Origin of the sequence: Sphingomonas sp. (assembly GCF_017304635.1) — a bacterium.
GTDB lineage: Bacteria > Pseudomonadota > Alphaproteobacteria > Sphingomonadales > Sphingomonadaceae > Sphingomonas.
Genome location: NZ_JAFKMA010000001.1, coordinates 443,122 through 455,242, shown reverse-complemented (window position 1 = coordinate 455,242; position 12,121 = coordinate 443,122). Strand labels below are relative to the sequence as shown.

The following is a 12,121-nucleotide window of genomic DNA, read 5'->3' as shown; positions in this document are numbered from 1 at the left end:
TCCAACTTTCATCCAACGATCCTCCAACATCGCTGTCCGCCGGGGTCGATTACCGCATGTCCACGACACCCACGCCGGATCACGCCGACACGGCCGGCACGCAACGCGACTGGCCCGGCACGCATTTCGCGTCGGGTGGCGATCGGCTGCGCTGGATTTTCAACTGCGGCTGGCGCGGGCGGTGTCCGCGCTGCGGCGAGGGACGGATGTTCCGATCGTGGCTGAAACTGGCTGATCGCTGCGACGTGTGCGGGCTCGATTACCGCTTCGCCGCGCCCGACGACGGGCCGGCCTTCTTCTCGCTGTGCCTGGTCGCGCTGCCGCTGATCTTCGTCGTGGTGTGGATCCAGGTCGCGTTCGACCCGCCGCTTTGGGTGCACCTCGTCACCTCCGCGCCGATCATGGCGGCGGGATGCATCCTGCCGCTCGCGCCGATCAAGGGCTGGCTGGTCGCCTCGCAATTCGTCAACCGCGGCACCGAGGCCGGGACCGAGGGGCTGTGGAGCAAGCTCCACGGCGATGCCGAGGCGGGGACCGACCGCGAGGATTGAGGAGCGGTGGGGGAATGTGTTGGTCGCGCGGCCGACGCGAACGATACCGCCACCCCGGCGAAGGCCGGGGCCCAGTTGGGGGACGATCGTAACGACGCGATGCACTTCATCACGAGAGCCTTGCCAACTGGACCCCGGCCTCCGCCGGTGTGGCGCCTATCGATGTTGGGTCGCGAGCGAAGCGCTCCACATTGCCCCAACTCCGCCCTTCCGTCTCCCCGGCCTCTCTCCCCCCACCACGAACGCGCTGGCAATGTAGGATGATGTCGGTCATCCTCGCGGAGCCGCCGTGGTCGACCGGTGCGCGCGCAACGCCTGACAGGCGCGGTTGCGCGTCAACTTCGCCACGTTCCGCGCAAGCCGGGGAGCCCGAATGACGCTGATCGCCGACCTGAAGACGCTCCAGCCCAGGCAACGCAGCGCGATCTGGGCGAGCTATCTCGGCTGGACGCTCGACGCGTTCGACTTCTTCCTGCTCGTGTTCATGCTGTCGGCGATCGCCAAGGAATTCGGCACCGATATCAAGGCGGTATCGGAAGCGACCTTCCTGACGCTGGCGGCCCGCCCGTTCGGCGCGTTCGCGTTCGGCTGGATGGCCGACCGGTTCGGGCGACGGCCGATCATGATGATCGTCATTCTGCTGTTCTCGATCTTCTCGTTCGCATCCGCCTTCGCGTGGAGCCTGACCAGCCTGTTCGTGATCCGCGCCTTGTTCGGGTTCTGCATGGGCGGCGAGTGGGGCATCGGCGCCAGCCTGGTGATGGAATCGATCCCGGCGAAGCTGCGCGGACCGGTCTCCGGGCTGCTGCAATCGGGCTATCCGTCGGGCTATTTCCTCGCCAGCCTGATCTACTTCCTGCTGTTCGACCATATCGGCTGGCGCGGCATGTTCATGGTCGGCATCGCGCCGGCGATCCTGGTCTTCCTGATCCGCCTGCACGTCGACGAGAGCCCGGCGTTCGAGCGGCGTCGGCACGAAAAGCCCGCCAACCCGTTGCGCGAGCTCGCCGCCAACTGGCGGATCGCGCTGTACCTCGTCGTGCTGATGACGTGCTTCAACTTCTTCAGCCACGGGACGCAGGACCTCTATCCGACCTTCCTCAAGGAGCAGCACCGGTTCGACACGCACACCGTCGGGCTGCTGGCGATGATCGGCAATGTCGGGGCGATCGTCGGCGGGATCGGGTTCGGCGTCTGGTCGGAACGGATCGGGCGCAAGCGCGCGATCATCGTCGCCAGCCTGCTCGCTCTGCCGATCATCCCGCTCTGGGCGTTCGCGGCGACGCCGGTGATGCTGGCGCTCGGCGCGTTCCTGATCCAGGTCGCGGTGCAGGGCGCGTGGGGGATCGTGCCGGTCCACCTCAACGAACTGTCGCCGGCGCTGGTGCGGGGCATGTTCCCGGGGTTCGCCTATCAGCTCGGCAACCTGATCGCGTCGCGCAACGGCCCGATCCAGGCGGGCATCGCCGAGTCGCACGGCGGTAATTACGGGCTGGCGCTGGCGATCGTCGCGGGGATCACCGCGGTCGTGCTGGTCGTGTGGACGGCGGTCGGGCCCGAGCGCACCGATGTCGACTTCCTGGCGGAGGAGGCGAAGTGAAAGCGACGATCTGGCACAATCCGCGTTGCTCGAAATCGCGCGAGGCGCTGGCGATCCTGCACGAGAAGCCGGGGGTCGAGGTGACGGTAATCGAGTATCTCAAGCACCCGCCGACCCGCGAAGAACTGGCCGCGCTCTATGCTCGCGGCGGGATCAGCCCACATGACGGATTGCGCAAGACGGAGGACGGCGCGAAGGCGCTGGCCGGGGCGAGCGACGAGGCCGTGCTAGCCGCGATGGCGGCGGATCCAATCCTGATCGAGCGCCCGCTGATCGCAACCGACAAGGGTGTCGTGATCGGCCGGCCGCCCGACCGGGTCGGTTCGATTCTCTGAACGAACCCGGCCGAGCGTCGCGACTCAGTTGGTGTGGGTCGTGACCGTCGTCGTGGTCTTGGTCGCGGCGGCCGGCGTCGCAGCGCGAACGACCTTGCGATGGACGACACGGCGCTTCGGTACGACGCGCGTGACGGTGCGGGTGGCCGGCGCGACCGTTTCGGTCGTCGTCGTCGCGGTCGTCGTTGTCGGCGCGGGGTCCGGCGCCGGCGCCGGGGTCTGGACGATCACCGGCGGCGCGGCGCGCGCGGCGGCGGCATCGGCCTGGGCAGCGGCGGCGGCATCCTGCGCGGCGGCGGCGCGGGCGTTGGCGTCGGCCGCCTGAGCCTGCGCCTGCTGCGCCTGGGCCTGGGCCTGCGCGGCCTGGGTCTGCGCATCGGCGGCGGCGCGATCGTCGCGCGCATGCTCCGCGCGCATCCGCTGCATTTCGTTCATCGCGGTGTCGGCGAGTTGCGAGGCGCGCTGGGCGTCAGCGATCGCCTGTTCCTTGTGGCTACCCTTCAGGTCGTCCTGCGCCGCCCGCAGCGCGGCCTGCGCATCGGCCAGCGTACGTGGCGCCGTCGCGGCGGTGCCGAGCCGGGACGCGGCGTCGACCTTGGCCTGCGCCTCCGCGATCGCCTGGCGCGCGCGATCGGTCTTGCCCTCGGCAAACGCCGGCGAGGCGGCGGTCAGCGTCAGCCCCAGCGCCGACACGCAAGCGAGCAGTGTCTTGGAACGCATGATACATCTCCCAATCTGTGAAGCGCCGCCCCAACGATCGTTACGCACGCGGAGTTCCCTGTACCGGGATTCAGTGCCGCCGCTCGCGCACGTCCTCGAAGTTCCAAGTGTGGTTCTCGACGATGTACGATTTGAACGGATGCCGATTCTCGTCGAGCGCCGGGCGGTAGCGGAATTTCTGCTCGATCAGCTGGCAGGTGAGCGTATCGAGCTCGCGATTGCCGCTCGATCGCGTGACGCGGCATTCGTCGACGTGGCCGTCCTCCTCGACGGCATATTTTACGCCCACCACCAGATCGACTCCCGAGGTCAGGTTGTAGGCGAGATCGTCGGGCAGGTCGCCCGGCTTGATCCGCCCGCCGACCCGCCGCGGCGGGGTGTCGCGCCCTTCGCCGCCGCCGCCAGGACCGTCACCCTCGCCGCCCGCGCCGAAGCCGTTGCCCTCGCCGCCCGCGCCAGTCCCGGGACCGGCGACCGGCGCCGCACCCTGTGTGGGAGCGGCACCCGTATTCGCGACCGGCGCCGCCGCGATCGGCTGCGGGGGTGGCGGCAGCAGTGGCTTGGGCGCGGTCACTTCGGTCGCGGTCGCCTTCAGCGCGGGCGGGGCCGCCGCGCCCTCGCGCTTCGGCGCGCGATCGCTGTGCATCGGCTCGCGCGGCTTGGGCGGTTGCGGCGGCGGCAGAGTCAGGCCCATCAGCACGCCCGGCCGCTCGACCGGCAGCGGGCCGAGCCGCACCGCCAGCCCGGCGATCAGCGCCCATAACAATCCCCCCATCAGCGCCGCCGAGATGGCGGCACCGCGCGCGCGTTCGGCGGGGGAGCGGACGATCATCGGCCTGCCAACGCATGAATCGGCTGAACAGACGCTTGCTGGCGCGTGCGGTAGGTGACGAGAGCGCCCCACCCCGCTATCGCGCGCGCATGACCGGAATCACGCCCCAGATCGTCGCCGACCACGGCCTGTCCCCAGAGGAATATGATCGCGTCCTGCACGCGATGGGGCGCGAGCCGAACCTGACCGAGCTGGGCATCTTCTCGGTCATGTGGTCCGAACATTGCTCCTACAAATCCAGCCGTATCCACTTGAAAAAGCTGCCGACGACGGCGCCGTGGGTGATCTGCGGGCCGGGCGAGAATGCTGGCGTCATCGACATCGGCGACGGCCAGGCGGCGATCTTCAAGATGGAGTCGCACAACCACCCCTCCTACATCGAACCCTATCAGGGCGCGGCGACCGGAGTCGGCGGCATCCTGCGCGACGTGTTCACGATGGGCGCGCGGCCGGTCGCGAACCTGAACGCGCTGCGTTTCGGGCGACCGGATCATCCGAAGATGCGCCACCTGATCGCGGGCGTGGTCCACGGCATCGGCGGCTACGGCAATTGCGTCGGCGTGCCGACGGTCGGGGGCGAGGTCAATTTCCACCCCGCCTATGACGGCAACATCCTGGTCAACGCGATGACGGTGGGCGTCGCGCAGACCGACAAGATCTTCTATTCGGCGGCCAGCGGGGTCGGCAATCCGATCGTCTATGTCGGCTCCAAGACCGGGCGCGACGGCATCCACGGCGCGACGATGGCAAGCGCGGATTTCGGCGAGGACTCGGAGGAGAAGCGCCCGACCGTACAGGTCGGCGATCCGTTCACCGAGAAACTGCTGATCGAGGCGTGCCTCGAACTGATGGCGTCCGATGCGATCGTCGCGATCCAGGACATGGGCGCGGCCGGCCTGACCTCCTCGTCGGTCGAGATGGCGTCGAAGGGCGGGGTCGGCATCGAACTCGTGATGGACGACGTGCCGCAGCGCGAGACCGGCATGACGCCGTACGAGATGATGCTGTCGGAGAGCCAGGAGCGCATGCTGATGGTGCTGAAGCCCGGCCGCGAGGCCGAGGCGGAGGCGATCTTCCGCAAGTGGCAGCTCGATTTCGCGGTGATCGGAACGGTGACCGATACCGGTCGCATGATCCTGAAATGGCAGGGGAATGTCGTCGCCGACATCCCGCTCGCCCCGCTCGCCGACGAAGCGCCGCTCTACGATCGCCCGCACGTCCCGACGCCGAAGCCGGCCGAGCTGACCGACGTGCCGGAGACGACCGACCTCGCCGCGGACCTGCTCAAACTGATGGGCTCGCCCGACATCGCCAGCCGCCGCTGGATTTGGGAGCAATACGATTCGCAGGTCGGCGCCGACACCGTCCAGCGCCCGGGCGGCGACGCCGCGGTGGTGCGCGTGCATGGCACCCGCAAGGGCCTGGCGATCACCACCGACTGCACCCCGCGCTATTGCTTCGCCGATCCGGTCGAGGGCGGTCGCCAAGCGATCGCAGAGGCTTGGCGCAATCTCTCGTCGGTCGGTGCGAAGCCGCTGGCGGTGACCAACTGCCTGAACTTCGCCAACCCGCAACGGCCCGAGATCATGGGCCAGATCGTAGGTTGCCTGGAGGGCATGAGCGAGGCGTGCGTCGCGCTCGACTTCCCGATCGTGAGCGGCAACGTGTCGCTCTACAACGAGTCCAAGGCGACCGGTGGCGGTTCCGCGATCCTGCCGACCCCCGCGATCGGCGGCGTCGGCCTGCTCGACGACTGGTCACAATCGGCGACGATCGCGTTTAAGGGCACCGGCGACGCGATCTTCGCGGTCGGCGAGCGCGGCGGGCATCTCGGCCAGTCGATCTGGCTGCGCGAAGTGCATGGCCGCGAGGACGGCCCCCCGCCCCCGGTCGACCTCAAGGCCGAGCGCCGCACCGGCGAGTTCGTCCGCGCCGCGATCGCCGAGGGGCTGGTGACCGCGTGCCACGACGTGTCCGATGGCGGGCTGGCGGTGACGCTCGCGGAAATGGCGCTGGCGAGCGGGATCGGCGCGATCGTCGACCAGGCGCAGCCGTTCGGCGTTGCGGAGTCGTTCTTCGGCGAGGATCAGGGGCTGTATCTGGTGACGGTGCCCGACGAGGCGCTGACCGCGTTCCTGACCAAGGCCGCCGAAGCCGACGTCCCCGCCGACCCGATCGGGCGGACGATCAAGGACCGGCTGATCTTCGAACTCGACGAGGGCGACTGGTGCGTATCGCTCGATACGCTCCGCGCGGCGCACGAAGGTTTCTTTCCCGCGTTGATGGGCGACACGATCGCTTGACGACTGATTGCTGTCCTACAGTTCACGATGGTGCTAGCGGGCAGCTGGACCGGAACCGATCGGTCATCGCGTCCGCCACACGAGAGCAGGGCGGATCGTTCTGGCCGGCCTACCCTCGTCAAGTTTGTCAAGTTTGGGGGCGAACGATCGTGATCGGTGAGGGGGCGGCAGGGCAGCGATCGGGGCCGCAACGCCTTTCCATGATGCGGGGCGACGGTCGGTGACCGCCGCCGCACCCGCTCGCCTTCGGACACCCGGCACGGCGTCGGCACCGCGTCTGCAAACGCTCGACGCGGTGCGTGGCATCGCCGTCATGGGCATCTTCCTGCTCAACGTCGTCAGTATGACGATGCCGTCCTACGCCTATCTCGACCCCAATTATTATGGCGGTGCGACCGGCGCGAACTGGTGGGAATGGGCGCTTGCCTACGTCATCGCCGACGGCAAGTTCCGCGGCCTGTTCACGATGATGTTCGGCGCGTCGACCGTGCTGATCGCCGAGCGCGCCATGGCCGGCGGGGAGCGGCCGGTCGTCGTCCATTACGCGCGCATGGCGACGCTCCTGCTGTTCGGATTGCTCCACGCCTACCTGATCTGGATGGGCGATATCCTGGTACTGTACGCACTCTGCGGCGCCGCCCTGTTCTTTGCGTGGCGCGCGCGGCCGCGTCTGCTCATCGCGATCGGCATCGCCCTGCTGGCGTTCAAGCTGGTCGAGGGCATAGTCGCCTACCAGAACGTCGCCGCGCTCCAGGCCGCGGTCGCGCGCCCTGACGCCGCCCCCGCCGATATCGCCCGATGGCAGGCGTACGACCGCGAGGCCAAGCCGCCGCCGGAGATGCTGGCGAGCGAACTCGCCGGCTATCGCGGCACCTGGCTCGACGCGTTGCGCGTGCGCGCGCCGATGAGCCTGTTCGCGGAGACGGTGATCCTGATCGACGCCCTGCCCGACACGATCGCGCTGATGCTGATCGGGATGGCGTTGTTCCGGCTGGGGTTCTTTTCGGGAGCCTGGTCGCGACGCACCTATTGGCTGCTCGCCGCGCCGATCCCGCTCCTGTGGCTCGGTTATGCGCCACTGGTCGCCTGGCTGGAGCGGACGCGGTTCGCGCCGATGACGATGATCGCCACCGATGCGATCCAGCTGACGCTGCTCCGTCCGTTGCTGAGCCTCGGCTATGCGGCGATCGTGATCCTGTTCGTGCAATCGGGCCGCGCGCGCTGGCTGGCCGCGCGGCTGACGGCGACGGGGCGGATGGCGTTCTCCAATTATCTCGGCACGAGCATCGTCGTGACGACGGCGTTCAACGGCTATGGGTTCGGCTGGTACGGGCGGATCGAACGCTGGCAATGCCTGATCGTGGTCGCCATGATCTGGGCGCTGATGCTGGCCTGGTCGAAGCCATGGCTCGATCGCTTTACCTACGGCCCGTTCGAATGGTTGTGGCGGAGTGCCGCACGCGGCCGGTGGCAGCGATTCCGGCGGCGCCCGATTCATGCGAACGCCTCGCAATAGGCTTGCGAATCATTCTCACTATCGCTAACTCGATCGTAACGAGCGTGAGGGATAATCGGTCTCATGATGGTGTGCGTCTGCAATGCGATCCGCGAGCGTCAAGTCCGCGAGGCTGCGCGCAACGGGTCGATGACCGCATGCCAGGCCTATCGCACGCTCGGCATGCAGCCCAAATGCGGCCAGTGCGTCCCCTTCGCCCGCTCGATCATCGACGCCGAGCGCGCCGGCGCCTGAACCGCGCATCCTCGTATTGGGCTGTCCTCCCCGCGATCGTCGCGCTAGGGTCCCGCCGTCAGCCTCAGCAAAGGATGTGAGCGGATGAAGGGCGATCCGAAGGTTATCGATTTCCTCAACACGGCGCTCAAGAACGAGTTGACCGCGATCAACCAATACTGGCTGCACCACCGGCTGTTCGACCACTGGGGCGTGTACAAGCTCGCCCAGTTCGAGCGCGAGGAATCGATCGACGAGATGAAGCATGCCGACTGGCTGTCGGAGCGCATCCTGTTCCTCGACGGCCTGCCCAATTTCCAGCTGCTCGGCCGCCTGCGCATCGGCGAGACGGTCGAGGAAGTGCTGAAGGCCGATCTCGAGCTGGAGATGGAGGCGCTGCCGCTGCTGCGCGACGCCATCGAGCATTGCGAGCAGGTGCGTGACTATGTCAGCCGCGACCTGTTCCGCCGCATCCTCGACAGCGAGGAGGAGCATGTCGACACGCTCGAACGGCAGTTCGAGATGATCGAGCGGATGGGGATCGAGAATTACGTCCAGCTCAACTCGAAGGCCGAGCACGAGGGCTGATCGCGCGAATTAGCGGCGCTAATTCGCATCGCCCGATCAGCCCGGCCGACCCTGCAAAGCAGGGGTCGACGACGCGGCTTGGCCGCGTCGCGCTGGATAATCAGATCGCGCGCCGGCCGAACGCCATCGGCCGGCGCTCGACCAGCGGATTCGCCTCGCGCTCCAGCATCGTCAGCGTCGCTTCGAAGCAGGGGCGCAGCTTGACGACATGCTCCAGCGCCTGGTCGGGACGATCGCGCGTCTCCACGCATTGCCGTGCGATATGCTCGATGGTTTCGGCCAGCGCCGCCAGCGGCTCCGCCCCGAACTGCCGCGCCTCGCCCTTCAGCGTATGGGCCGGCAGTACCAATGCGGCGGCGCTGCCCGCACGCATCGCCGTCTCGATCGCCGCCAGCGACTTGACGCCGTCCTCCCGGAAATAGCCGAGTATGCGGACGAAGCCCGCGCCGAGCTCGCTTCGCGCCGCCTGGAACGCGCTCCAATCGACCAGCTGACCGTCGTCGCCCATGTTCGTCTCGTCTCCATCGCGCGTTATCCGCGCTTCCCCGAACGCTACCCATATCGGGTAGGAGTAAACGTCGGGTTGATGGCGGACGATATTCGTGCCGCATCCGCGACTTGGCGCGTCAGCTACGCTCGCGATCGAACGGGTTTTTCGGGGCGCGGAACGTCAGCCGGACGGGCACGGCACCGAAGCCGAGCTCACGTCGCATCGAATTGACGAGGTAGCGTTCGTAGCTCGCCGGCAGCTGATCGACACGGGTGCCGAAGATGACGAAGCTGGGCGGGCGCGTCTTGACCTGCGTGACGTAGCGCATCTTGATCCGCTTGCCGCCGGGCGCGGGCGGCGGGTTGGCCTCGACCGCGCGTTCGAACCAGCGGTTGAGTTCGCCGGTGCCGACCCGCTTCGACCATGCGTCGCGCGTTTCGAACGCCGCGCCGAGCAACTGGTCGATCCCCTTCCCCGTCGCGGCCGATACGGTCATCACCGTCACGCCCTTGACCTGGCTGAGCCCATCCTCGAGCGCCTTCTTGACGCCGTTGAACAGCGCCGAGGCATTCTCGGCGACGTCCCATTTGTTCAGCGCGATCACCAGCGCGCGGCCTTCCTCCAATACGCGATCGGCGATACGCAGATCCTGCGCTTCCAACCCCAATGTCGCGTCGAGCAGCAGTACGACGACTTCGGCGAAATCGACCGCGCGCAAGGCGTCGGCGACCGACAGTTTCTCCAATTTGTCCTGCACCTTGGCGCGCTTGCGCATGCCGGCGGTGTCGATCAGGCGCACGGCGCGGTCGCGATCCTCTTTCGGGTCGTGCCACATCCAGTCGACGGCGATCGAATCGCGCGTGATCCCGGCCTCTGGCCCGGTAATGAGCCGGTCCTCGCCGAGCATCCGGTTGATGAGCGTCGATTTGCCGGCGTTGGGCCGCCCGACGATCGCGAGCTTGAGCGGCGCATCGGGACTTTCATCGTCGTCCTCGATTACATCTTCGGGATCGGGAATGTGCGGCAGCAGCGCCTCGAACAGGTCGGCGATGCCCTCGCCATGTTCGGCCGACAGCTGCACCGGGTCGCCGAACCCGAGCGCCAGCGATTCGAGCACGCCGGCCTCGGCGGCGCGCCCTTCCGCCTTGTTGGCGACCAGCACCACCGGCGTGGTCGATCCGCGCAGCCACCGCGCGATTTCCTCGTCGAGCGGGACGATCCCCGCGCGCGCGTCGATCAGGAACAGTGCCACGTCGGCTTGCGCGACCGCGGCCTCGGTCTGCTGCCGCATGCGCCCGGGCAGGGTCGCGGCGTCGAGGTCCTCATACCCCGCGGTATCGACCACGCGGAAATCGAGACCGAGCAGGTGCGCGTCGCCCTCGCGCCGGTCCCGCGTGACGCCGGGCTGGTCGTCGACCAGCGCCAGCCGCTTGCCGATCAGGCGGTTGAACAGCGTCGACTTGCCGACATTGGGTCGGCCGATGATGGCGACGGTAGGTAAAGGCATCCGGTCGCTGTAGCGAGGGTGACGCCGCGCGTCACGTTCCCGTTTGCCCGGCACCGGCCCGCTCCCCCGCCCGGCCTCCCAATTGGCTCATTCCATGGGAGGCCGGGCGGGGGCGCGAGCCGCTGCCGCGACTAAATCAACGATACGCGGCGATGCGCCCGCGTTCGTCGATCGTGTAGAGCGTGTTGTTCGCGACGATCGGGCCGAGCGTGAACGGAACCTTGTTCTCCATCGTCTGCTGGACCGAGCCGTCCGCCGGGTTCGCGAAGACGACCTGTCCGAGCGAGTTGGTCAGGACCAGCCGGTTGCCGGCGAGAACCGGGCCGTACCACGTCAGCGGGTTCTTCTTCTTTTTCTTCTTTTCGGTGCGGAAGGCGCGCAGTTGCGAGATCCAGCGCACCTTCCCGGTCGAGCGTTGCAGGCAGTAGAGCTTGCTCTCGTCGGTCACCACGAACAGCCATTCGCCCGCCAGCCACGGGGTCGAGATGCCGGCGAAATTCTGTTCCCAGATGCGCTGCCCGCTCGCCAGGTTGAGCGCGACCATGCGGCCGCCCTGCCCCAGCGCATAGACGTTGGTGCCGTCGATCACCGGGTCGGCGTCGATATCGGACAGGCTCGACACCGAAGTCGACATGCTGGTGCGCGACAAGGCGTCGCTCCACAGGCTGCGGCCGTTTTCGTAGCGATAGGCGTTGAGTTCGCCGCTCGAAAAGCCGGCGACGATCGTGCTGCGCGCGACAGCGGGTGCGGCGACGCCGAACACACCCTGCGATTCGAGGCTGCCCGACACCGTCCACTTGAGCGAACCATCGGTGGTCGACAGCGCATAGAGCTGGTTGTCCTGGCTCAGCACATAGAGCTGATCGCCATCGACGCTCGGCGCGCCGCGCAGCGGACCGCCCGGCTTCGCGCGCCACACTTCGGTGCCGGTATTGGCATCGAACGCGACGACGTCGCCCAGGCCGTCGGTCGCGAACGCGCGGCCGCCGTCGATGCTGACGCCGCCGCCGAACCGCGCCGGCTTGCTGCGATCGCCCTTGGGGATCGGCACGGTGAACAAGGATGCACCGGTGTCCGCGCTATAGGCATGCAGCTGCGCGTTGACGTCGACCACGTACAGCTTGCCGCCCGCCACCACCGGCGTGCTCGCCAGCCGCTCGCGGTTCGACCCGGCCGGGATCACCGTCGTCCAGGCACGGCCGATGTTCGCGCCCAACGCGACGTGCCCCAGATTCTTGTCGGCGCTCCCGCCCGGCTGCGCCCAGTCGGCGTTGACCTGCGGCTGCGGCAACAGCACCTGCAACCCGGAGATCGTCGGATCAAGCTTCGCATCGGTTTCCGATACCAGGATCGGCACGCGATCGCCGAGCACCGGCGTCTTGCGCCCACCGCCCTTAAACACGCCGCACGCGCCGAGCGCGGTCAGCGCGACGAGCGCGACCGGCGTTTTCCATTTGGTCATCATC

12 protein-coding genes are annotated in these 12,121 nt (G+C 67.9%); 7 read left to right on the top strand and 5 right to left on the bottom strand.

Translation table 11 applies throughout. The features are described 5' to 3' along the window. Positions 1-56: 56 nt before the first annotated feature. From J0I47_RS02260 to J0I47_RS02250, 3 genes are all read left to right on the top strand, one after another. Positions 57-551: a DUF983 domain-containing protein gene (locus J0I47_RS02260; RefSeq protein WP_294044815.1), complete on the top strand. Its 495-nt coding sequence runs from the start codon at positions 57-59 to the stop codon at positions 549-551. A gap of 373 nt (positions 552-924) precedes the next feature. Continuing rightward, positions 925-2,151, top strand: a complete 1,227-nt coding sequence (locus tag J0I47_RS02255) for an MFS transporter (protein ID WP_294044814.1) — start codon at positions 925-927, stop codon at positions 2,149-2,151. Further along, positions 2,148-2,486: an arsenate reductase family protein gene (locus tag J0I47_RS02250; RefSeq protein ID WP_294044813.1), complete on the top strand. Its 339-nt coding sequence runs from the start codon at positions 2,148-2,150 to the stop codon at positions 2,484-2,486. The genes J0I47_RS02255 and J0I47_RS02250 overlap by 4 nt, the downstream gene beginning before the upstream one ends. A 24-nt stretch (positions 2,487-2,510) precedes the next feature. Here the strand turns inward: J0I47_RS02250 and J0I47_RS02245 are convergent, their stop codons facing one another. Both J0I47_RS02245 and J0I47_RS02240 read right to left on the bottom strand, forming a co-directional pair. Continuing rightward, on the bottom strand, positions 2,511-3,206 hold the full coding sequence (locus tag J0I47_RS02245; protein ID WP_294044812.1) for a hypothetical protein: 696 nt from the start codon (positions 3,204-3,206) through the stop codon (positions 2,511-2,513). 70 nt (positions 3,207-3,276) lie between these two features. Then, on the bottom strand, positions 3,277-4,038 hold the full coding sequence (locus tag J0I47_RS02240; protein ID WP_294044811.1) for an energy transducer TonB: 762 nt from the start codon (positions 4,036-4,038) through the stop codon (positions 3,277-3,279). An 89-nt stretch (positions 4,039-4,127) separates the two neighbouring features. Here J0I47_RS02240 and purL point away from each other — a divergent pair, with 89 nt between their 5' ends. The 4 genes from purL (at position 4,128) to bfr (ending at position 8,658) form a co-directional block, all read left to right on the top strand. Then, positions 4,128-6,341 carry a phosphoribosylformylglycinamidine synthase subunit PurL gene (gene purL, locus J0I47_RS02235; protein WP_294044810.1) on the top strand — a complete coding sequence of 738 codons (2,214 nt, stop codon included), beginning with the start codon at positions 4,128-4,130 and terminating at the stop codon, positions 6,339-6,341. A 220-nt stretch (positions 6,342-6,561) separates the two neighbouring features. Further along, positions 6,562-7,857 (top strand): DUF418 domain-containing protein, encoded by a 1,296-nt coding sequence (locus J0I47_RS02230; protein WP_294044809.1) that lies wholly within the window; start codon positions 6,562-6,564, stop codon positions 7,855-7,857. Between the two features lie 63 nt (positions 7,858-7,920). Beyond that, positions 7,921-8,091, top strand: a complete 171-nt coding sequence (locus J0I47_RS02225) for a (2Fe-2S)-binding protein (protein ID WP_294044808.1) — start codon at positions 7,921-7,923, stop codon at positions 8,089-8,091. An 84-nt stretch (positions 8,092-8,175) separates the two neighbouring features. Next, complete coding sequence (gene bfr, locus J0I47_RS02220; protein ID WP_294044807.1) at positions 8,176-8,658, top strand: bacterioferritin; 483 nt, start codon at positions 8,176-8,178, stop codon at positions 8,656-8,658. 100 nt (positions 8,659-8,758) lie between these two features. Here bfr and J0I47_RS02215 read toward each other — a convergent pair whose 3' ends face one another. From J0I47_RS02215 to J0I47_RS02205, 3 genes are all read right to left on the bottom strand, one after another. After that, complete coding sequence (locus J0I47_RS02215; protein WP_294044806.1) at positions 8,759-9,166, bottom strand: Hpt domain-containing protein; 408 nt, start codon at positions 9,164-9,166, stop codon at positions 8,759-8,761. Between the two features lie 118 nt (positions 9,167-9,284). After that, positions 9,285-10,655 (bottom strand): ribosome biogenesis GTPase Der, encoded by a 1,371-nt coding sequence (der, locus tag J0I47_RS02210; RefSeq protein ID WP_294044805.1) that lies wholly within the window; start codon positions 10,653-10,655, stop codon positions 9,285-9,287. Positions 10,656-10,791: 136 nt separating this feature from the next. Then, a complete protein-coding gene (locus J0I47_RS02205; RefSeq protein ID WP_294044804.1) occupies positions 10,792-12,120 on the bottom strand; it encodes a PQQ-binding-like beta-propeller repeat protein in 1,329 nt (442 codons plus the stop codon). Between the last annotated feature and the right edge of the window lies 1 nt (position 12,121).

Bases quoted from the DNA above. Each gene is read 5' to 3' on its own strand.
- J0I47_RS02260 (WP_294044815.1), top strand. From the start codon at position 57: ATGTCCACGACACCCACGCCGGATCACGCCGACACGGCCGGCACGCAA.
- J0I47_RS02255 (WP_294044814.1), top strand. From the start codon at position 925: ATGACGCTGATCGCCGACCTGAAGACGCTCCAGCCCAGGCAACGCAGC.
- J0I47_RS02245 (WP_294044812.1), bottom strand. From the start codon at position 3,206: ATGCGTTCCAAGACACTGCTCGCTTGCGTGTCGGCGCTGGGGCTGACG.
- J0I47_RS02240 (WP_294044811.1), bottom strand. From the start codon at position 4,038: ATGATCGTCCGCTCCCCCGCCGAACGCGCGCGCGGTGCCGCCATCTCG.
- purL (WP_294044810.1), top strand. From the start codon at position 4,128: ATGACCGGAATCACGCCCCAGATCGTCGCCGACCACGGCCTGTCCCCA.
- J0I47_RS02225 (WP_294044808.1), top strand. From the start codon at position 7,921: ATGATGGTGTGCGTCTGCAATGCGATCCGCGAGCGTCAAGTCCGCGAG.
- bfr (WP_294044807.1), top strand. From the start codon at position 8,176: ATGAAGGGCGATCCGAAGGTTATCGATTTCCTCAACACGGCGCTCAAG.
- J0I47_RS02215 (WP_294044806.1), bottom strand. From the start codon at position 9,166: ATGGGCGACGACGGTCAGCTGGTCGATTGGAGCGCGTTCCAGGCGGCG.
- der (WP_294044805.1), bottom strand. From the start codon at position 10,655: ATGCCTTTACCTACCGTCGCCATCATCGGCCGACCCAATGTCGGCAAG.
- J0I47_RS02205 (WP_294044804.1), bottom strand. From the start codon at position 12,120: ATGATGACCAAATGGAAAACGCCGGTCGCGCTCGTCGCGCTGACCGCG.